Source organism: Nocardia cyriacigeorgica (assembly GCF_010858045.1).
In the GTDB taxonomy this organism is placed as follows: domain Bacteria; phylum Actinomycetota; class Actinomycetes; order Mycobacteriales; family Mycobacteriaceae; genus Nocardia; species Nocardia cyriacigeorgica_E.
In genome coordinates this window covers 50,242-70,535 of sequence record NZ_JAAGVC010000006.1, presented here as the reverse complement: position 1 = coordinate 70,535, position 20,294 = coordinate 50,242, and the positions used below count along the sequence as shown (strand labels likewise).

The following is a 20,294-nucleotide window of genomic DNA, read 5'->3' as shown; positions in this document are numbered from 1 at the left end:
TCTACGGTAGGCGCTGCACGGAAGCCGAACCTGGGAGAGTTTCTTCCCAGTCGCCGGCCGCGGCGGCCAAGCTCGACGCCCGCTTGCGCGCCGACTCCGCGAGCCTGCGCTCCTCGGCGCAGTCGGGTCCGCCCTGCCCGGCGAGGTGCTCGTGCAGTCGCGCCTTCGCCGCGTACCAGGCCGCGAGCGCTCCCGGGTCGGCTCCGCGACGGGGACGTGACAGGCACAACGCGGTCATCTCGATCATCACGTTCATTTTCGATCCTCCGACGAGCGTGGTGTCTGTGGAACTGGGGCGCGAGGAGGAAAGGTTTCGGCCCGGCGCTCAGGGAGTCCTACTGTCATCCGGGGGAGCCACCGCCCTCGCTAAAGAGAATGATATATATCATATCAAATATTTGGAACCCCTTTTTCGGTGATGCGGTCTTATTGGCGGCGCGCGGCTTGCCTCAAATGTGGAATGCTTGGCCTTCGCACCGGACATGGTGGGGCATAATGCGTAGACGTGCCCACGGGAAAGGACCGGCCCTTCATGGAATCGACTACGCGGGGACTGCCGCGCCGCGCGAACTCCCAGCGTCAGCAGCTCTCCGAGGACGTCGCCAGTTATGTGCGGGAGCTGATCATCTCCGGGCGCGTGCGGACCGGCGAGTTCCTGCGGACCGAGCCCATCGCCGAGGCCGTCGGCGTCAGTAATACCCCGGTGCGCGAAGGCCTACTGCTGCTCAGCGGCGAGGGTTTCGTCGAACTCGTGCCACGGCGCGGGTTCATGGTCTCGGCCTTCAGTCGTCAGGACGTGCGCGATCTGTTCTGGGCGCAGGCCACCCTGGCCGGTGAATTGGCCGGGCGGGCGGCGAAAACCATCACCCCGGCGCAGCTGTCGCATCTGTCCGACATCGTGGAAGCGCACGAGAAGGCGATCGCCGATGGCGACGACTCGGAGCGGATCGTCACCCTCGGCCACGAGTTCCACCGGACGATCAATCTCGCGGCGGATTCCCGCCGCCTCGCGATGCTGCTCGGTTCGATCGTGAAGCAGCTGCCCAACCGTTTCTACGGAAACATCGAGGGCCATGCCAACGAGACGCTGCATTTCCATCCGGCCATCCTGGAGGCGTTGCGGAAGCGCCGGGCGAAGGCCGCGAGCACGCTGATGCGCGATCACATCATGTCGGGAGCCGATGAACTCATCGCCATGCTGGAGAAGCAGGGCATGTGGGCGGGCGAGGAAAAGGCCAGCGCGTAGCTCTGTTCGACAAAGGACCCCGTCGATGACGGGGTCCTTTGTCGTTGCTGGGTAACCCCGGCATGCGGGCGAACCGGGGTGCATCGGCCCTGCTGTGACATTTCATAACCGAACCTGGTGTCGGGGATGGAAAGTCAGAAGCAGCAGTCCACCGTACGTAGTGAAACTATATTGTGCATAGTTCCGGCGGGCGACGGTGCCTGCTCGAGGTAGACGGAGGAGCGTGTCCTGATGTCCGGCACCGTTTTCGGCCATTCCCGGCGCGCGGACCACACCGCGCCCACCACGCCGGACCCGCGCGAACCGGCTTCCCGGAGGAACCTCGCTGGTGGCATCGGAAGCTGAACCCGGTATCGACGAGCAGCCGCGTGATGCGCGGCGGCGCGGCGCGTGGCGCGCACGCTTCGGCTCCAGTGTCCGCACCCGAATTCTGGCGATCGCGCTCATCCCGAGCGCAGTGCTGTTCCTCAGCGGCGCGGTCCTGGTCGCTGCACTGGGCGTCCAGGCCCGTTCGGTGCAGCGATGGGCGGATTACCGTGCGACGTCGATGGACTCGCTGCTGAGCTTCGTCGACGCGGTGCAATCCGAACGGACTGCGAGTATGGCCGCGTTGACGCCATCCGCCACGGCGCAGGAGCAACTGCGGGCCGGCCGCGACGCGACCGATCGAGCGATCCAGGAGACCACCCGCATCGCCGCCGGTGCCCAGGACATCGACCAGAACACGGGGGCGGAGTCCATTCGCACGCTGGGTGATCGGCTCGCGGGAATAGCGGCACTGCGCCATTCCGTCGACAGCGGCCACGCCACGATCGAGTCGATCGACCGGTATTACAGCGGTCTACTCGACGCCACGCTGGACGCCGGTGACGAATCGCCACGACACAAATCCTCCGGCATCGAGACGATGGATGCCGAGCTCACCGCGATGGCGCTGGCACGTGCGGCCGAAAACCATTCCCGCGTGGTCGGTTTCGTGACCGGTGCCGGCGGACGGGTGCTGTCGGAGCCCGAGCAGCGGTTCCTCGCGCAGCTCCTCGGCATCTACCGCGAGCAGTTCGATGCCCTGGGCACTCGCCTCGCGCCGCAGGTGCGGGCGGGTGTGCGCGCGCTGATCGACGGGCCCGACTGGCAGCGTGCCGCGGCGGCGGAAGACGAGTTGGCCGAGCGCGGCACGATGACGATGCCGCACGCCGAGTGGCTGACCGCCGAACAGAACATCGGCGCCGGCCTGAATGCCTTGATGCGTGAGCAGTTCCGGGTATCGCTCGGGATGACTCGGCAAGCTGCCGACCGGATGCTCTGGCAGCTCGCGATTGCCGCAGGTCTCATGCTCGCCGTCACCGCCATCGCCGTGCTGCTGTCGCTCGCGTCGGCCAATCGACTGCTGCGCCGCCTGCGCGCATTGCGTTCGGCCAGCCTCGCCCTTGCCCGCGACCGGCTGCCCGCGATAGTGCAGAGCATTCATCAGGGCGAGCGCGTCGATGTGGCGGCCGAGACCGCGGTGGTCGATCGTGGCGGCGACGAAATCGGCCAGGTCGCGGAGGCTTTCGCGTTGGCTCAGCACACAGCCATCGATGCCGCCGTGGCCGAGGCCCGCACGCGCGACGGATTCAACCGGGTGTTCCTCGACATCGCCTTCCGAAGCCAGGCGCTGGTGCGCCGGCAGCTGGAGATCCTCGACGTCGCCGAAGCCAGACAGGAGAACCCGGAGGATCTCGAGCTGCTGTTCCAGCTCGATCACCTGGCCACCAGGGCCCGGCGCAATGCCGAGAATCTGCTGATTCTCGGCGGGCGACGCCCCGGACGGCGGTGGCGCGATGCGATCGCCCTCGACGACGTCGTGCGCGGGGCGGTATCGGAGACCGAGGGCTATGCGCGGGTCGGGGCGGTTCGGCAACCGGCGGTGCGGGTGCTCGGAGCGGCTGTCGCGGATCTGATCCATCTGCTCGCCGAGCTGATCGACAATGCGACGGCGTTCTCGCCGCCGGACGCACCGGTCGCGATCCACGGCAATTCCGTGGGCAGGGGAGTGGTGGTCGAGATCGAGGACCAGGGGCTCGGTCTCGGATTCGACGAGCGCGCCCGGCTGAATCGGCTGCTGGCCCATCCGCCGCAGTTCCATGACATGGCGTTGGCGGGTGAGCGTCACCTCGGGCTGTTCGTGGTGAGCCGGTTGGCCGCCAGGCACGGCGTGACGGTGAGTTTGCAGGAATCGGCGTACGGGGGCGTCAACGCGATCGTGCTTCTGCCGTGGGCGCTGCTCGAACGCGAGCACTCCGCCGTGGTCGTCGATGCCCCGGATATGGCCCCGCTCCAGGGTGTGGGCCGACTGCCGTCCCGGCGGGGCGGGCCGGGCCCCCTGGTACCGCAGGTACGGACTCCCGCCATCGAATCGCCCGGCGCTGCCGCACCTTTCGGCGCGCGCGGCCGGGTCCGCGCGCCGGGTTCGGTGCGTGCTGCGATGTCATCGCTGCAACGCGGAACCAGGCAGGCCCGTCGAGCCACCCACCATCCCGACGACTGAGCAGGAACGGTCTGAACATGAACAACGACATGATGGGTCACCCCGGGCCGGGCGGCAGTCTCGACTGGTTGCTCACCGGTTTGGTGAACAGCACAGCCGGAGCCGAGTGTGCGGTGGTCCTGTCCGCGGACGGACTGGCGATGGCCGGTTCGGACGGGATCGGACGCGAAGACGTCGAACACCTCGCCGCGATGGCTTCGGCCCTGCACAGCCTGGGTCGCGGGGTCGGCAACCGGTTCGGCAAAGGGGCGCTGCATCAGACGGTGATCGAACTCGAGTACGGCTACCTGCTCGTCAGCGAGGCGGGTGACGGCGCCTGTCTCGCGATGCTCGCCGATATCGATTCCGACCTGGGCCTGCTCGCCTATGAGATGACCGTGATCGTCGGGCGGGTGCGCGAGCATCTGTCTGCCGCGCCGCGTACTTCGGTGACAACCGGCGCAACGCATGTGCCGTGAGTGATGATCCGGATCAGGTATCGCGTCCGGACGACGATCCAGGGCCCCTCGTCCGGCCGTTCGCGCTGACCCGGGGCAGGGCGGGCCGTGGGCTTCCAGACCTGGACCTGCTCACGCTGGTGATCTCGATCGGTTCCGAGGACGAGATGAATGCTCTTGAACGCGAGTATGTGCAGATCTACCGTCTGTGCCGCGACCGGCCGCTGTCGATCGCCGAGCTCGCAGCGCATCTGGGGCTGCTCGTCGTCACTGTCAAGGTGCTCGTCGGTGATCTCGTAGCGGCCGGCTATGTGCTGTTCCGGTCTCCGCCCCCGCCCGACGCGGGCCCGGATCCCGATCTCATCCGGGCAGTACTCGATGGCCTGCGCCGGCTCTGACGACGTCGGAAACAGCCGCGCCGGCCCCCTGCTCGGCTGGTGAACTGTCCAGATAGTTGGACATCGCCGGGCCATCGCCGACTCTATGGTCGCTGGAAGCCAGCAACATCCGCGCGTTGGCAGCGCGACGCCAGAGGAGTCATCGGTGCCGGAGAAACTAGCAACACGTGACGAACTGATCGAGACCCATCTCGCCGGTGGTGAGCCATCGTTGTCGCAACCGGTGGTGGACGGCCTGGTCGATATCGACCGCCTCGCTCAGCGGCTGGCAGCGCATTTCACCGTCGGCATCGCCCTACGTGAGCAGTCGGCCGGCATCCGGCGCGGCGAGACCGCGCTCAGCCGTGAATGCTTGCGGCTGGCGATCGGCGCCGCCGACGGCGGCGAAGGAATCGAGCAGCTGGCGCAGGCCGGTGCCCGATGGGCCCGGCAGGGAATCATGATCGACACCGTGCTGCACGCCGTGCACGATGCGCTGCGGGTCGGCCTCGATCTGATCGCGCGGCGCGACACTCCCGATTCGAACGACCCGACACCAGAGGCCCGCGCCGAGCTGCGGCGCACCACAGGAGCCGTCATCGACCTGCTCGACCTGGTGACCTCAACGGTGTCGCAAGGCTATGTGCGGGAAATGCGTTCGGCGATCGATCCGCGCCATGGCGCGCCGCGTACCTTGGCCGCGGCATTGATCAGTGGCGAGTCCATCTCGACGACGGCGCGCGAATGCGGCATCGAGCTCGACGACGAGTACTGGGTGCTCGCACTGATGATCCCGCCGCCGCGGGCGCGGTCCGGCGGTGAATCGAGGATCGCCGACCGGCGCACGCTGCAGCGCGTCGAGGCCGAGCTCGCTCGCGCCAGTGGCGGACAGGCGCTGCCGCTGTTGTCGATCGACGGCGGAACCGTGCTGGTGCCGGGCACCGTCCACGACGCCAGGTTGGACCGCATGTTCGACGATCTCACCCGGGCGGCCGGGGTCCCGATCACCGCGACGGTCGTCCATGCCCAGGTGACCGATATTCCCGCCGGCACCGAGCACGCCCACGGGCTGCTGGATATGGTGCGAAGGCTCGAGATGACCGGCGTACTGCATCGCTTCGCCGATCTCGCGCTGGAATACCAGTTGACCAGGCCCGGGCCGGGCCGTGCGTTTCTGGCCGGGCTGCTCGATCCGATCGACGAATTTCCGGAACTGCTGGAAACTCTCGCGCGCTATGTCGCCACCGGCTTGAATCGCAGGCTCACGGCGCGCGCACTGCATGTGCACCCCAACACGGTCGATTCGCGGCTCAAGCGCATCGCCGCGCTGACCGGATTCGAAACCGCTCCGTCCAACGGGCTGTGGCATCTGCGTTCGGCGCTGGTGGCCCGCAGCTATCTGGCCTCGCCGCCGCGCGGCTGACCTCGCCGGGAATATCCGGCAGGCACCCTGGCGCGCCCATATGAAATATAGTATATACAGATGGGTAGCGTGCGTCACAGCGGCGCAGTGGCTGCCCGAAACCGAAGGACATTCATGACGAAGTCGGTCGTGGCCGGTTGTCTTCCGGCCCATCCCGAGGCCTCCTACATCGATGGAAACTGGGTTCCGGTGTCCTCGTCGGAGAGCTTCGAGGTGATCAATTGCAGTACCGAGGAAATCGTGACGACGGTCGGCGCGGCGAGCGCCGGCGATGTCGATGCCGCGGTAGTGGCCGCGCGCCGGGCGTTCGACTCGGGCCCCTGGCCGTTGCTGTCACCGGCCGAACGTGCCGAATACCTGCGGGCCATCGCCGCGGAGCTGACCCTGCGTGGCGAGGACTTCGCCCGGTTGTGGTCGATCGAGTCCGGCATCACCTACGCCCTGGCCAAGACCCGGTTGCCGCTGTTTCTGTCCGGCGCGTTCAACGCATACGCCGATCTGGCCGAGACGTTCGCCTTCCGTGAGCCGCACCAGCCCGCGGCAGGCGGTGCCGGACTGCTCGTGCGCGAGCCGGTGGGCGTGGTGGCGGCGATCGTGCCGTGGAACGGACCCGCCGGACTCATGGCCTATAAATGCGCGCCCGCGCTTATGGCCGGGTGCACGGTGGTTCTGAAGGCTCCGCAGGAAGCACCGACCTCGGCGTACCTGTTGGCCGAGATCTGTGACAAGGTCGGGCTGCCCGCGGGTGTGCTCAATGTGGTGACCGCCGACCGCACGGTGTCGGAGTCGCTGGTCCGCCATCCCGGCGTCGACAAGGTGACCTTCACCGGCTCGACCGCCGCGGGCCGGACCATCGGTGCGATCTGCGCCGATCGGATGGCGCGGTGCACGCTCGAACTCGGTGGTAAGTCTCCCGCGCTGATCCTCGACGACTACGACCTGGAGACCGCTGCCGCGGTGCTCGCCGGCGGGATCAGCTATCTGGCCGGCCAGGTCTGCCATAGCCTGACGCGCGTCATCGTCACCGAGAAGCGTCACGACGCGCTCGCCGAAGCGCTCGGGGCAGCCATGGGCGGACTGCGGGTGGGCGATCCGTTCGACGAATCGGTGCACATGGGCCCGCTGGCCTCTGCTCGCCAGCGCGAACGCGTCGAATCCTATATCGCCACCGGCATATCCGAGGGCGCCGAGCTGATCACCGGTGGTGGCCGGCCTGCCCATCTGGACCGCGGCTTCTTCGTGGAACCGACGGTGTTCGCCGGCGTGGACAACTCCTCGGTGATCGCGACCGAGGAGATCTTCGGCCCGGTGCTCGCCGTCATCCCGGCCGAGAACGAGGATCACGCCGTCGCCCTCGCCAATGACAATCCCTATGGCCTCAACGCGTCGGTGTTCACCACCGATGCCGATCGCGCCTATCGGATGGCGCGCAAGCTGCGCACCGGCACCGTCGGACACAACGGCCCGCGCACCGACTTCTCCATCGCCTTCGGCGGTTTCAAGCTCTCCGGTATCGGGCGTGAAGGCGGCACCGAAGGGCTCTTGCCGTTCCTGGAGACCAAGACGGTGGTGCTCGAGCACGAACCGGCCGAGACCGCTGGTCTGGGCAACTGATCGCGCTGTGCCGCGATATGTCTGTCGCGGCCGAAAGCGCCTAAAGATCATAGATTCTGTATAAAATATCTGTTGTCATGCAGATCACAGCTACAACCGAGGTGCGTATGCGTCGAGACAGGGTGGTGCCGGCGTGACCAGGTCCTCGCTGCGGGCTCTCCCGGATTCCTTCCGCGCCGATATCCAGGCATCATGGACTCGCTCGCGACTCAATGGCCTCGATGAACACGGTGCGCCCGGACTGGACATCGAGGCGAAGGGCAGCGAAACGAGCCTGGCCCGTGCCGCCCATCCGGTGCTGCGGCGCACCCTCTCCGATATCGAAGGCAGCAGCGTCGCCGTTGTGCTCGTCGATCAGACCGCCCGGGTGGTCGACGTGCGCGGGGCGACCCGCGAGATCACCAGGGCGATCGATACCTTGGGTCTGGCCCCCGGTGTCCAGTTGAGCGAGGAACGCGTCGGCACCAACGCGCTCGGCACTCCGGTGGAGATCCGGCGCAGCCTGCTCGTGCGCGGGGCCGACCACTATCTGGCGGCGTTTCGCGGCTTCACCTGTTACGGGCATCCGATCTTCCATCCGATCACCCGGCGGCTCGAAGGCGTACTGGGTATCGGCGGGCAGTTCGAGGCGGACTATCGGCTGTCCGCGTCGCTGGCCCGGCGCGTGGTCGGCGATATCGAAGAGCGTCTGCTCGAGGAGTCGCCGCGGGCGCAGACCAGGCTGATGAGCGCATTCCATGCGGCAGCCGGCAGACGCAGCAGGCCGGTCGTCGTCATCGGCGACGGCCTGGTGCTCGCCACGCCCGCGGCCCTTGACATCCTGGAACCGGCCGACCACGCCGCCGTGCGCGCCTGTACCGAGTCCATCCGGGCCGGTGCGGCCGAAAGCCATTGCCTCACCCTCTCCTCGGGTCTCGACGTCACGCTGACCTGTGAGCCGATCGACGGTACCGACGGGGTGCTGGTCGAGCTCGCGCCGGATCGCGCGATCCGGCCGCTGGGAGCCACCTCGGATCGCACGGTGCGCTGGCCGCTGTTGGTCATCGGCGAGTCCGGCACCGGGCGCACCACCGAGGCCAAGACCGCTGCGGGCCCCGATCCGATCTGCCTCGACGCGACCAGGGTGGTGCTCGTCGGCGACAAGGCGTGGGCGTCGCGGCTCGAACAAGCATTCGGTGGCCACGGCCCCGCAGTGATCGTGGAGAACATCCAGCTGCTTTCCGAACAGCTCACCGCGCTACTCGCCCAACGGCTGCGGGAAACCGACCGCCACGTCGTGCTGACCTCGACACCGGGCGACCACCTGGACGAGATGCACGCCGCGCTGCCCGCGTTGTGCAATGATCGCCGGGAACTGCTGCCGCTGCGCCGGCGCAGGCACGAAATCCCCGCCCTGGCGCAGCAACTGCTCGCCGAAGTGTCCGGCCACACCAGGACGAGGTTCACCGCCGAGTCGCTGCGGGTGCTCGCCGCCCAGCCCTGGCGGGGAAATATCGCCGAACTCCGGCGTGTGGTCGAGCACGCGGCCGCCGCGCGGTCGGCCGGTGACATCATCCCGACCGACCTCCCGATCTCGCATCGGGTCAGCCCTGCGCCGGGATCGCCGTTCGAGGAAGCCGAGCGCGAAGTCATCGTCGCCGCGATCGAAGCCGCGGGTGGTAACAAACTCCAGGCCGCGCGGGCCCTTGGCGTCAGCCGATCCACCCTGTACAACCGGATTCGGGCTCTGCGCATCGCCTGATGCGACCGCAATGAAAGGCCCCGCTCCCGGCGCATTCCGAGAGCGGGGCCTTCGGTCCTTGTCAGGACGGGGAGTTCGGTGCGAGCAGGCGCATGACCGTGCCGAAATCGTCGATCTTGTCGACCTCTAGCACGGCCTCGACGACCTGATCCATCCTCGATTCCGACAGCACGTCTGCGGCGTTGACCCGGAACTTGGCGATCAGCTCGTCGGTGGTCATCAGGGTGGACGGATCGGGCGAGGGGCTGCCCTTGGGGTACGTGCGTTCCGCGGTGAAAGTCGTTCCGCGCGCGTCTACTTCGACTCGGGTTGGCCGCGCGGACGGATGCGCGGACAGCGCGGTGAAGTAATCCGGATGCGGGGCGAAGGTGACCTTGTCCATCAGCCCCATCACCGACTCGCTGAACACCAGTTCCGGATCGTGCCAGGCCCGGCTCGGCACCACCCGGTGCGCGCCGACCGACAGGCCGTGCGCGATGTCGAACTGCGCGTCATGGGTCTTTTCGATGATGCGGCTCTGCCACAGCGGATGCATGACCGCGGCCTCGCCCCAACAGCGGATGGCGTCGATCTCGTTCGGAGCGATGTCATGGGTCTCGAGGATCTCGGTGAGCGCGTGCAGCGGCGCGTGCAGAATCCGGCAGTGCGGATACGGCTTATAGGACTGCTCGGCGAGGAAGCGCCATTCGGTACCGAGGCCGTCGGTGATGTTGTCCGGTTCCCAGCGCCGGGTGCCGATGAACTTGCGGAACCCGACCTCGGCGTCATCGAGGATCAGCAGGTCGCCGGTATGCCCGAATTCGGCCATATGGACCGCCGTCAGAGTGGCCTGGGTGAGGGTGCCGGCGAGCAGATACTTGAGTGTCGAGCTCGGTGCGTGTTTGATCCAGGGCCGCATCGCATTGACCGGGGCGATGGCGGCGGCGATGCCGAGCGCATTGGCGAGAGTTTCGGTGGACTGGCCCGCCAGCTTGCCTGCGGCAGCCGTGCCGCCGAAAACGGTGACGCTGTAGCCGATCACGGGGGACAGGTCCATCGAATCGTTCTGGACATCGCGCAGATAATCCATCGCCTTGTAGAACCGATAGGACATCTCGTGCGAGAGCGCGACCGCGGCCAGCACGTCCCGGCCCGACCTGCCCCGGCTCTCGGCCATGGCCATTGTGGTCGGAAGCACGTACGGCGAAACGTGCCCCGGTGGCAGCACCGCGTCGAAGTCGAGTGCGTTGATCAGCTCGCCATTGGCGAAGGACGCACCGAAGATCGAGACGCGATGGTCGGTGCCGATGATCGTCGCGTCGCCGTCGGAGCCGCCGGTGAGCTTGCCGTATTCGATGCCGATCTTGCCCTTAGGCTCGTCGACGGCGCCGAGTGCGCAGCCCATCGCGTCCAGGAGCAGCCGTTTGGATTCCTCGACCGCCTCCGGTGGGAGGGTGTCGAAATCGGCGGCGGCGGTGAATCGCGCCAGCTGTTCGACGATGGTGGGGCTCATGGTCGTCCTCTCATGGCTACAACTATCTCGCAAGTACGTTGCTTTATATATTATGTATACATTGCCGACCGATGGCGATATCAGCGTGCGGTGCTTCGGCGCAGCCAGTACGCGACCGCCTCGGCGCGATTGGCCGCGCCGAGCTTTCGCAGGATATGCGTGATATGGGTCTTCACTGTCGCCTCGGAGATGGCGAGCTCGCGCGCGATCTGCCGATTGGCCTTGCCCGCCGCCAGGAGGTCGACCACCTCGATTTCGCGGCTGGACAGCATGGTCGCCGGCATGGCCTGACCGGAAGGAAGGCCGCCGCTGAGCTGGTCGAGGCCGGTCCGCAGCGCGGTGAGCCCGTCGAGTAGCCGCGCGCCGGCCAGCGCATTGCCCAGTGCTTCGGCGAAGACCGCGAGCATGGCGCGCGCGGCGGCATCGACCTCGCGCTGCTGGAAGTAGTAGTCGCCGTGGACCAGGCCGGCCACGGAGCCGTTCACGACCACCGGGGCGACGCCATAGGAACTGCAATGGGTGATCTCGACGATCGGCCGCACCACCCGGGGATTGCGCTGGACGTCGAAGACGAGTCCCGGCCGGGCGTGTGCGACGATCTCGGCCTCGACCAGCTGCCCGTCCAGGGTCGGGGCGGATGCGCGGCCCGCCGCCACGATATCGTCGGCCCACTTCTTGTCGCCGGTGATGAACATGGTGTGCAAGTGCCACTGGACTCCCTCGACGGTCGAGACCAGCGCACGATCGAAGCCCATCACGCCGAGCGCCTCCGCCGCTCGGCTCAGCAGATCGTCGACGCCGCGCGCGCCGCGTAGGCGAGCGATCGCCTGGGCGGTCAGTTGCAGGGTGTCCGTTCCGGCGGCGGCCTCGGCTGCCGCGATGTCGGTCTCGGCCGCGTGGATCCGGGTCAGTAGTGCGCCCGCGTCCCGTGCATCGATCCCGGCAGTCGTGTTCGTGAGTGTGGCAGCAATGGACAGCCGCAACCGGGCCAGAAACTGCCTCGCATACTCAGCGGAGTGCCGATCGGGCGGATTCACCGGATGGCCGAGCATCTCGGCTGCGTCGGAGGCGAGTGCGGCCAAGCCGGTCACCAGCGTAGTGCCGAGGGTTGCGGCACGGTTGGGGGTCCTGATGTCCATCGCGAAGTACCAGCTCCAGTTCCTCACCTCTGCGGCACAGAATATTCAATATATGTCGCTAGGTGGGCTTATGTGCCCGATTCGTTCCCGGAAGTCCTGGCCCGCATCATCCACTGGTCGCATCGGCATACGGCATTCGGTTGATCCCGGTGCTCCGGGCTTGTGAGCGGCGCCACCAAATATTTAATATCATGCGCACAGTCGATGGTAGTGATGTGGATCTCACTCCACCACCCGCCCGTTCGGGCAGGTGCCGAATCCGGACCGGTCGCGGTCATCCGTGCCGGGCACCGGCATGTCCTGGTGCCGACGACGCTCATAAGAGAGGAGAACAACGATGCGGGGAGTTGTGTTCAACGGTGATCGCGACCTCGAGATCGCCGAGTTCGACGATCCGACCCCTGGTCCTGATGACGCGGTCGTGGCGATGAAGGCCTCCGGGATGTGCGGCAGCGATCTGCGGTTCTACCGAGCAGCGCCCGGCGCCGCGCTGGCGGCGTTCGGTTTGAGCGGCGATACCGGCGGCATCATCGCCGGCCACGAACCGTGCGGCGTCGTCGTCGAGGTCGGCCGCGATGTCGACCAGCGTTCGGTGCGCGTGGGCGACCGGGTGATGGTCTTCCACTACGACGGCTGCGGGTTCTGCGATCGTTGCCGGACCGGCTGGACTCAGATGTGTCAGCGTGGCGCGACCATTTTCGGAGCGACCGCGCACGGCGGCCACGCCGATTTCATCAAGGTACCCGAGCGCACCCTGGTCCGGCTGCCCGACGAGGTGAGTTTCATTGCGGGCGCGGCGATTTCGTGCGGCACCGGGACCGCGTTCGGCGCCTTGCGCCGGTTGGAACTGGACGCGTGCGACACCCTCGCGGTGTTCGGTCAGGGGCCGGTGGGCCTGTCCGCCGTACAGCTGGCGGCCGCCATGGGAGCCGAGGTCATCGCCGTCGACGTGCAGGCCGACCGGGTGGCGCGGGCGAAGGAATTCGGCGCGGCCCACACGATCGATTCCGGTAGCACCGATCCGGTGGCCGCCATCCGCGAACTCACCGGCGGAGCCGGGGTCAGCTGTGCGCTCGATTGCTCGGGAGCGCCCGCCGCCAGGGTGAGCGCGGTGAAATCGGCTGCGCAATGGGGCCGGGTCGCGTTCGTGGGCGAGGGCAACGACGTCACCCTCGAGGTGAGCCCCGACATCATCCGCAAACAGCTCACGATCCTCGGCTCCTACACCTTCTCGATCACCGGTCAGGCCGAATGCGCTCGCTTCGTGGCCCGGCACGGCCTCGATGTGGACCGGCTGTTCACCGATCGCTGGCAGCTCGCCGACGCGGCAACCGCATACGCGGAGTTCGACAAGCAGGCAGGCGGCAAGGCCGTCATCGAGTTCTGAACGGGAGCATCATGACGACGACTACGACGGCGGAGCCGAGGGCACCGCGTCCCGGCCTCCGCGACCGCCTCGGCCGCTCGGAACAGGCCTATTTCGTGCTCGGCATCACCGTGGTGCTGTGCGTGGTGGGCGCCGCCACCACACCGGGCTTGCTGACCGGGGGCAACTTCGCGAGCTTGCTGCGCTTGTCGGCGGCGTTCGGAATCCTGGCCGTCGGCGTGGCGATCGTGATCCTGGGTAAGGGCATCGATCTGTCCATCGCCGGTGTGGCGCTCGGGTGCGCACAGGCGACGCTGGCGATGATGTCGCAGGGCAGACCCGAGTGGCAGGCCATCGCGATCGCGACGGGTGTGGCGCTGCTCGTCGGCCTGGTCAACGGTGTGCTGGTCGCCTACATCGAGGTGCCGGCACTGTTCGTCACGCTGGCGACCGGCCTGCTGGTGATCGGCGGCGTCGACATGGTGCTGCTGGACAGCAACTATTACGCCTTGCCCGGCGGATCCTTGATCGCCGAATTGAGCAGCGGATCGGTGCTCGGCGTGCCGCGGCCGGTCGTGCTCGCCGCACTGGTCTTCGTTCTGGCCTGGCTGTTCGTCACCTACACCGCCGCCGGCCGGTTGATCAGGGCGATGGGCGACAACTTCGCCACCGCACGCGCCACCGGTGCGCCGGTGCGACCGCTGCAGGTGCTCACCTATGTGGTCTCCGCGGTACTGGCGCTGCTGGCCGGTCTGCTGACCGTCTCCATTCAGGGCAGCGTGCAGACCACTGTCACCTCCTTCGATCCGCTGCTGTTCACCGCCCTCACCGCGACCGTCATCGGCGGCATCTCGCTGGCCGGTGGCCGTGGCTCGATCCTCGGTGTGCTGGCCGGCTCGCTGTTCATCGGCGTGCTCAACAACCTGCTCGTGTTGCACGGGCTCACCTCCGCCGTCCAGGACCTGATCCGTGGCGGCGTCCTGATCGTGGCGATCGCGCTCGACGCCTGGCTGCATCCACGTGATGAGGAAACCGCCAAGAGCGGCGAGCTGTGAATCCCGCGTCCCTCAATTCCGTTCGCACAAGGAGTCTTCGACGATGAAGAAAAAGTTGATCGCCCTCGCCATTGCCACAGTCTCGGCTATCGCGCTCGCAGGCTGTTCCACCGGCGCCCGCACCGCGGCGACCGGGCCCGCGGCCGCAGGTGAGCAGACATTCGGCGAGAACGTGCAACTGTTCGACGCGACGCACAAGGTGCACGAGTCGATGCAGGGCAAAAAGGTCGCGTTCGTGCCCATCTTGTACAAGGGCTACAACCTCACGATGAACTGGGGCGCCTCGATGGAGCGCGCCTTCGGCAATCTCGGCGCCGAATTCCAGGTCTACGACCCGAATTTCGACACCGACAAGATGACCAGGATCATCAGCGACCTGATCGCCCGCAAAGCGGCCGACGTACTGATTCTGCACAACCCCGACGTCGGTGTGCTGTCGAAGCAGATCGAGGACGCTCAGCGGGCAGGCATCTACACCGTCGTGGTGAACATGATCTCGAGCCGGCTCGGTGACGCCTACATCGGCGTGGACAATCTCGCCGCCGCCGAGGACATCGCACAGCGCGCCGTGCAGGACTGCGAAAAGCGCGGTGCTCCCAAGCGGCTGGCGATCATCGACGGTCCCGGCAATGACGCGGCCTCACTGCTGTGGTCCAAGGGCGTGCACAATGTGCTCGACCCGGCCGGCTTCGAAGTGGTCACCACCGCGCACACGCAGTGGCAGAATTCGCTGGCCCAGCAGGCCGCCGAATCGATCATCCAGCAGCAGCGCAACAACTTCTGCGGATTCTTGGTGACCTACGACCTGAACTCGATCGCGGTCGGCGACGCGGTGCAGAGCGCTGTCTCGCGCGGGGTGATCCCGGCCGACTCGCTGGGCACTTACACCATGGCCGCCGACACGCTCTGGTGCGACGCGCTGCGCGCGGGCAAGGTGACCGCCTCGGCGTCCTACGACGTCCAGGGTGTCGGCACGGCCGCAGTGGTGACCACACAGCAGCTCGTGCAGACCGGCGCGGCGCCCGGCAGCAGCCACACCGTCGCCTTCGTTCCGCACACCATCGTCGACCGCGGCAACGTCGACAACACCACCATCGCCTGCTACAAGGGGCAGTGACGATGGCCCGCGGAGTCGACGCCTTCGGGCTCACCGGCGGCAGGTGGCGCGACCGGTTCGCGCCGGCCAGGGCGCTGTCGGACCTGTTCGAGAAACGCTGGATGGAAGGCGCGGTGCCGCTGGGCCTCGCCCTGCTGCTGAGCCTGCTGTTCGTCTTCTTCACCCCGGTCGGGCCCGCCGACACCCCGATCATCATGGACGAGGTATCGGAGAAGGGGCTGCTGGCCATCGGTCTCACTGTGGTGCTGGTGGCGGGCGGGATCGACCTGTCCGTCGGATCGATCGTCGGGTTGACCGCGATCGGAGCGATGGTGGCCTCCCGCGCCTGGGAGTGGCCGATGGCGCTGGTCGCGCCCGGCACCATCGTCTTCGGCGCCCTGCTGGGCGGGGTGAACGGCTACTTCATCGCCTACCGCAAGATGCGGCCGTTCATCACCACATTGGTCACCTTGGTGGCCTTCGGCGGCGCGGCCGCGGCGCTGCAATCGGCCTACAGCTTCGAGCTGAGCATGCCGCGGCCCGATATCGTGTGGGACTTCCTCGGCGAAGGCACCGTCGCGCTGATCCCGACGGGCTGGTTCTTCTTCGGCTGCGTGCTCGTCGTCATGCACGTCGGGCTCACCCGGTCGCGGTGGGGCTGGTGGGTGGCCGCGGTCGGCAGCGACCGGCGCTCCGCTCGCCGCAATGGCATCCCCGTCGACCGGGTCACGTTCCTGGTCTACGTCGTGTCCGGCACATTGGCCGGCCTGGCTGCGTTGCTCACCTCCGCCCGCGTCGGGCGTACCGATCCCGAGGTGGGGCAGGGCTGGGAGATCATCGCACTGACCGCGGTCGTGCTGGGTGGCGTGAGTTTGAAGGGCGGACGCGGCTCGGTGCTGCGGGCCACCGTCGGCATCATCGTGGTGCAGGTGATCCAGCAGGCCACGGTGGCGATGCGACTCGAAGGTTCCTATTACACGGTCATTCTCGCGACGGCACTGCTGGTGTTCGCCGTGCTCGATCTGCAATGGGGCAAGTACCGGCAGCGCACCGTCGACAAGCTGAAGATCGACCCGGGCCGGATCACCCTCGGCGAGCTGGTCGACGTCACCGCGCCGGGCACGGTCTGGACGATCAACGACACACTGACCGCCGCGCCGCCGATCGGCCTCGGCCGGATCGAAGGCGCGGAGGACTGCGCCGTCGACACCGAGGGCAACGTGTACTGCGGCGACCGCCGCGGCTGGGTCTGGCGCTTCCGGGCCGATCAGCCCGATGAGGGTGAGATCTTCGCTCGCACCGGCGGTTTCCCGCTCGGGCACGGCTGGGACCGCGACGGCAGATTGCTGGTGGCGGTCGGCGGGATGGGCATCTACCGGCTCTCGCCCGACGGCGACGCAGAGCCGGTGGCCACGAAGGTCGCGCGCAGCAGGTTCTCGCTGCTCGACGATTCGGGTCTGCGCGCCGTCGACGACCTCGACGTCGCCCCCGACGGCTCGATCTACGTCTCGGATTTCTCCACCCGCACCAATGCGGCCGAATACCTGGTCGAACTGGTGGAATCGCGGGCGAACGGGCGGGTGGTCCGCATCGATCCCGATGGCAGCACCGAGGTCGTGGTCTCCAACAGCGTGTTCCCCAACGGCATCTGCACTGCCCACGACGGGCAGTCGATCCTCATCGCCAGCACCGGCCTGTGCCGGGTGGACCGGCTCTGGATCGCGGGACCGAAGCAGGGCCGGATGGAGCCGGTGCTGGAGAACCTGCCCGGAAACCCCGACAACCTCAATCGCTCCTCCGACGGCAATTACTGGCTGCCGTTCGTCTCGATGCGCACACCGATGTCGGATCTGCTCAACCGTTATCCGGCGGTGCGCAGGCGGATGACCCAGGAGGTTCCGCTGGACAGCTGGGTGGTGCCCCAGCTCAACGTGTCCTGCGTGATGAAGTTCAACGATCGCGGCGAGATCCTGCAAGTGCTGTGGGATTCGTCGCTGGCGAACTATCCGATGGTGACCGCGGTGAAGGAACGCGCCGGGCAGCTGTATCTGTGCGGCGTCAGCAATAACCGCATCGGGCGCCTGACGCTGGACCCGAGCGAAGTCGGTCCGATCGATCCGGCCGCGATCCCAGGTCTGATAGTGCCCGCCCGATCGATGGCGGAGGTGGACGGATGAGCCGGATGCTCAGCACGCTGAAGGAATGGGTGAACCCGGACTGGGCGCGCCACCGCTCCGTCCCGCCGTTCGAGGCGGGCCTGCGGCCCAATCGCCGGCTCGACGAGGGCGCTGTGCTGCTGCCGGAGGATGAGTACGAGCCCGACGATCTGATCCTGCGCGGGTCCGGCGAGGTCGTTTTCTCCAGCGGCAACAGCGTGTTCCGGCTGGTCGACGGTGCCGTCGCGCCGCTGGTCACACTCGGCGGACAGGTCGGTTCGCTCGTTGAGGCGGGGGACAGCGTGATCGCCGCGGTCGACGGGGTCGGTCTCGTCGCGATCGATGCGATGGGCCGGGCCCGCGATCTGTGTACCGATCCGGCGGTGGCGTCGTGCGTGACCGACCTGGCTGTGCTGCCGGACGGGGCCCTGCTGTGCGCGATCGGTTCGTGTGCGGTCACCGATTGGGCGGCCGCGCTGGTCGCCGATGACCGCAGCGGGCGCATCGTCCGAATCGACGGTGCGCGGGCGCAGGTCGTTGCCGAGGGCCTGGCCTGGCCGGCGGGCATCGAGTCGGACGGAGACACCGGCGTCGTGGTGTCGCTGAGCTTCGACCATCGCCTCGAGCGGCGTTCGGTGGCCTCGCTCGGCGCGCCCGGACAGCCGATGGGCGCGAACCTGCCGGTGTATCCAGGCCGGATCCGCGAGACGGCGGACGGGTGGTGGGTGGCGGCACCGTATGCCCGTAACCGATTCACCGAACTGCTGCTCGACGAACCCGAGGTGTTACGCGAGATGACCGCGACGATCCCGGCGGAGCAGTGGTTCGTCCCCCGGTTGCGGTGCGAGAACCCCTACACCGACACCCTTCAGCTCGGTCAGCTGCGGGTGCACGGCGTGATCAAACCCTGGGCGCCCGCCCGGTCCTACGGCCTGGCGTTCCGTGTCGACAGCCGTGGCCGCATCACCGAGAGCGTGCACTCCCGCGCCGACGGCGACCGGCACGGGGTCACCGGAGTCGCCTCACGTGACGGGCGAATTCTGGTGGCGGCACGTGGTTTCCGCAATGTGATCGCGCCCCGGACAGTCAACGGAAGGTGAGGAGAACACCGTGACGCCCAGCGATACCGCTGTCGCCATGGAGCCGGTCATCCGGCTCACCGGCGTCAGCAAGCACTACAGCGGCACCTACGCATTGCGCGAGGTCGATTTCGATGTCCGGCCGGGGGAGATCCATGCCCTGCTCGGTGAGAACGGCGCGGGGAAATCCACCCTGGTCAAGGTGATATCGGGGGCGATCGGCCATGACGCGGGAACCCTGGAGGTGGCCGGGCGCGCGCGGAACTTCGCCACGCCCAAGGAGTCGGCGGAGGCCGGGGTCGCGATGGTCTACCAGGAGGGCTCGCTCGTCGAATCGATGACCGTGGCCCAGAATCTGTTCCTCGGTGACGAGAAGCCCTTCAACAACCTGTCGCACCTCAATGTCGTGGCACGGGAGCTGTTGGAGTCGCACAACTTCCACATCCGACCGGAGGTTACTGCGGGGGCGCTCGGCATCGCGCAGAAACAGATGGTGGAGATCGCCCGCGCGGTGCATCGCAACGCCAAGGTGGTCATCCTCGATGAACCGACCGCGTCGGTGACGCCCGAGGAGCGTTTGCAACTGTTCCTTTCGATGCGCAGGCTCAAGCGCGAGGGAATCGGGGTCGTCTTCATCACCCACATGCTCGACGAGGCGTTCGAGGAGGCCGATCGGATCACGGTGCTGCGCGACGGCGAGGTACAGGGCACCCTCGACAAACCCGATGTCGACCGCACCGAAGTGGTGCGGATGATGGTGGGGCGCAGTGTGGAATACCGGCGGATTCCGTCGAATCGGGAGCCCGGTCCCGCGCCGGTGCTCGAGGTGGACGACATCACCTTGCTGCCGGTGGTGCGCAATATGTCGTTCTCCGCGCATCCGGGTGAGATCGTCGGTATCTACGGGCTCGTCGGCGCGGGCCGCAGTGAGACGGCGATGATCGTCAGCGGTGTGGTCAAGCGACGCCGGCTGCGCGGCGGCAAGGTCCGGCTCAACGGGCGTGAGGTCCGATTCCGCACACCGCGGCACGCGCGCCGGGCAGGCATCGTCTACATCACCGAGGATCGCAAGGCCTCCGGCTTCTTCGGCCATTTCTCCATCTCCGACAACATCTACTTCGGACATCTGTGCAGCGCGGCCAGGCTGCCATTGCTGGTGCGGCCGGGAGAGCGGAAGTCGGTGGCGCAGAAGTTCGTCGAGCGTTTCCACGTGCGCACCTTGCAGCCGAACCGGGCCAAGCTCGAGGAACTCAGCGGCGGCAATCAGCAGAAGGTGGTACTGGCCAAGGGGCTGACCAGGCAGCCGCTGGTGGCGATCATCGACGAGCCCACCCGCGGTGTCGACCTCGGCACCATCACCGAGATCCACGCCATGATCCGGGCGCTGGCCGACGACGGTGTGGCGGTGGTGGTGATCTCGTCGTATCTGCCCGAGATCAGGGCCCTCTCGGACCGGATTCTGGTGGCCAAACAGGGCAGCATCGTCGCCGAATTCGACCCCGACGAGGCCGACGACTCGAAACTCATGTTCGCGGCCGTGCACTGA

16 protein-coding genes are annotated in these 20,294 nt (G+C 67.3%); 13 read left to right on the top strand and 3 right to left on the bottom strand.

All coding sequences use genetic code 11. The features are described from left to right. Position 1: 1 nt before the first annotated feature. A complete protein-coding gene (locus GV790_RS08115; RefSeq protein WP_163812160.1) occupies positions 2-256 on the bottom strand; it encodes a hypothetical protein in 255 nt (84 codons plus the stop codon). A gap of 276 nt (positions 257-532) precedes the next feature. Between GV790_RS08115 and GV790_RS08110 the strand changes: the two genes are divergently transcribed. From GV790_RS08110 to GV790_RS08080, 7 genes are all read left to right on the top strand, one after another. Next, entirely contained in the window at positions 533-1,246 is a 714-nt protein-coding gene (locus tag GV790_RS08110; RefSeq protein ID WP_163812158.1) for a GntR family transcriptional regulator, read from the top strand. Positions 1,247-1,574: 328 nt separating this feature from the next. After that, positions 1,575-3,773 carry a sensor histidine kinase gene (locus GV790_RS08105; protein WP_163812155.1) on the top strand — a complete coding sequence of 733 codons (2,199 nt, stop codon included), beginning with the start codon at positions 1,575-1,577 and terminating at the stop codon, positions 3,771-3,773. Between the two features lie 17 nt (positions 3,774-3,790). Further along, positions 3,791-4,231, top strand: a complete 441-nt coding sequence (locus GV790_RS08100; protein WP_163812153.1) for a roadblock/LC7 domain-containing protein — start codon at positions 3,791-3,793, stop codon at positions 4,229-4,231. Beyond that, the gene (locus GV790_RS08095; protein WP_163812150.1) at positions 4,228-4,608 is read left to right on the top strand and encodes a DUF742 domain-containing protein; all 381 of its coding nucleotides are present in this window, start codon (positions 4,228-4,230) and stop codon (positions 4,606-4,608) included. The genes GV790_RS08100 and GV790_RS08095 overlap by 4 nt, the downstream gene beginning before the upstream one ends. Positions 4,609-4,753: 145 nt before the next feature. Continuing rightward, positions 4,754-6,010, top strand: coding sequence for a PucR family transcriptional regulator (locus tag GV790_RS31625; RefSeq protein ID WP_163812148.1), 1,257 nt, complete (start codon positions 4,754-4,756; stop codon positions 6,008-6,010). A 114-nt stretch (positions 6,011-6,124) separates the two neighbouring features. Next, a complete protein-coding gene (locus tag GV790_RS08085) occupies positions 6,125-7,624 on the top strand; it encodes an aldehyde dehydrogenase (protein ID WP_163812146.1) in 1,500 nt (499 codons plus the stop codon). Positions 7,625-7,757: 133 nt separating this feature from the next. Next, complete coding sequence (locus GV790_RS08080) at positions 7,758-9,365, top strand: sigma-54-dependent Fis family transcriptional regulator (protein WP_163812144.1); 1,608 nt, start codon at positions 7,758-7,760, stop codon at positions 9,363-9,365. Between the two features lie 61 nt (positions 9,366-9,426). Here GV790_RS08080 and GV790_RS08075 read toward each other — a convergent pair whose 3' ends face one another. Beyond that, positions 9,427-10,857, bottom strand: a complete 1,431-nt coding sequence (locus GV790_RS08075) for an MmgE/PrpD family protein (protein ID WP_163812142.1) — start codon at positions 10,855-10,857, stop codon at positions 9,427-9,429. An 80-nt stretch (positions 10,858-10,937) separates the two neighbouring features. After that, positions 10,938-11,996, bottom strand: coding sequence for a helix-turn-helix transcriptional regulator (locus GV790_RS08070; protein WP_163812140.1), 1,059 nt, complete (start codon positions 11,994-11,996; stop codon positions 10,938-10,940). Positions 11,997-12,333: 337 nt separating this feature from the next. On the opposite strand from GV790_RS08070, the gene GV790_RS08065 reads away from it, so the two are divergent. From GV790_RS08065 to GV790_RS08040, 6 genes are read left to right on the top strand one after another with little or no spacing between them, the layout of a single operon-like run. Beyond that, positions 12,334-13,383, top strand: coding sequence for a zinc-dependent alcohol dehydrogenase family protein (locus GV790_RS08065; protein ID WP_163812138.1), 1,050 nt, complete (start codon positions 12,334-12,336; stop codon positions 13,381-13,383). Between the two features lie 11 nt (positions 13,384-13,394). Then, positions 13,395-14,417: an ABC transporter permease gene (locus tag GV790_RS08060; RefSeq protein WP_163812136.1), complete on the top strand. Its 1,023-nt coding sequence runs from the start codon at positions 13,395-13,397 to the stop codon at positions 14,415-14,417. 43 nt (positions 14,418-14,460) lie between these two features. Beyond that, positions 14,461-15,534 (top strand): sugar ABC transporter substrate-binding protein, encoded by a 1,074-nt coding sequence (locus tag GV790_RS08055; RefSeq protein ID WP_163812133.1) that lies wholly within the window; start codon positions 14,461-14,463, stop codon positions 15,532-15,534. A 2-nt stretch (positions 15,535-15,536) separates the two neighbouring features. Continuing rightward, complete coding sequence (locus GV790_RS08050) at positions 15,537-17,690, top strand: ABC transporter permease (RefSeq protein WP_163812131.1); 2,154 nt, start codon at positions 15,537-15,539, stop codon at positions 17,688-17,690. Beyond that, positions 17,687-18,769 carry a hypothetical protein gene (locus GV790_RS08045; protein ID WP_163812129.1) on the top strand — a complete coding sequence of 361 codons (1,083 nt, stop codon included), beginning with the start codon at positions 17,687-17,689 and terminating at the stop codon, positions 18,767-18,769. Before GV790_RS08050 ends, GV790_RS08045 begins: the two co-directional genes overlap by 4 nt. A 10-nt stretch (positions 18,770-18,779) precedes the next feature. After that, positions 18,780-20,294 (top strand): sugar ABC transporter ATP-binding protein, encoded by a 1,515-nt coding sequence (locus tag GV790_RS08040; RefSeq protein WP_280211021.1) that lies wholly within the window; start codon positions 18,780-18,782, stop codon positions 20,292-20,294.

What these genes read in the sequence shown, in the direction of transcription:
- GV790_RS08110 (WP_163812158.1), top strand. Translation starts at nt 533, where the DNA reads ATGGAATCGACTACGCGGGGACTGCCGCGCCGCGCGAACTCCCAGCGT.
- GV790_RS08100 (WP_163812153.1), top strand. Translation starts at nt 3,791, where the DNA reads ATGAACAACGACATGATGGGTCACCCCGGGCCGGGCGGCAGTCTCGAC.
- GV790_RS08070 (WP_163812140.1), bottom strand. Translation starts at nt 11,996, where the DNA reads ATGGACATCAGGACCCCCAACCGTGCCGCAACCCTCGGCACTACGCTG.
- GV790_RS08065 (WP_163812138.1), top strand. Translation starts at nt 12,334, where the DNA reads ATGCGGGGAGTTGTGTTCAACGGTGATCGCGACCTCGAGATCGCCGAG.
- GV790_RS08055 (WP_163812133.1), top strand. Translation starts at nt 14,461, where the DNA reads ATGAAGAAAAAGTTGATCGCCCTCGCCATTGCCACAGTCTCGGCTATC.
- GV790_RS08075 (WP_163812142.1), bottom strand. Translation starts at nt 10,857, where the DNA reads ATGAGCCCCACCATCGTCGAACAGCTGGCGCGATTCACCGCCGCCGCC.
- GV790_RS08050 (WP_163812131.1), top strand. Translation starts at nt 15,537, where the DNA reads ATGGCCCGCGGAGTCGACGCCTTCGGGCTCACCGGCGGCAGGTGGCGC.
- GV790_RS08060 (WP_163812136.1), top strand. Translation starts at nt 13,395, where the DNA reads ATGACGACGACTACGACGGCGGAGCCGAGGGCACCGCGTCCCGGCCTC.
- GV790_RS08115 (WP_163812160.1), bottom strand. Translation starts at nt 256, where the DNA reads ATGAACGTGATGATCGAGATGACCGCGTTGTGCCTGTCACGTCCCCGT.
- GV790_RS08085 (WP_163812146.1), top strand. Translation starts at nt 6,125, where the DNA reads ATGACGAAGTCGGTCGTGGCCGGTTGTCTTCCGGCCCATCCCGAGGCC.
- GV790_RS08045 (WP_163812129.1), top strand. Translation starts at nt 17,687, where the DNA reads ATGAGCCGGATGCTCAGCACGCTGAAGGAATGGGTGAACCCGGACTGG.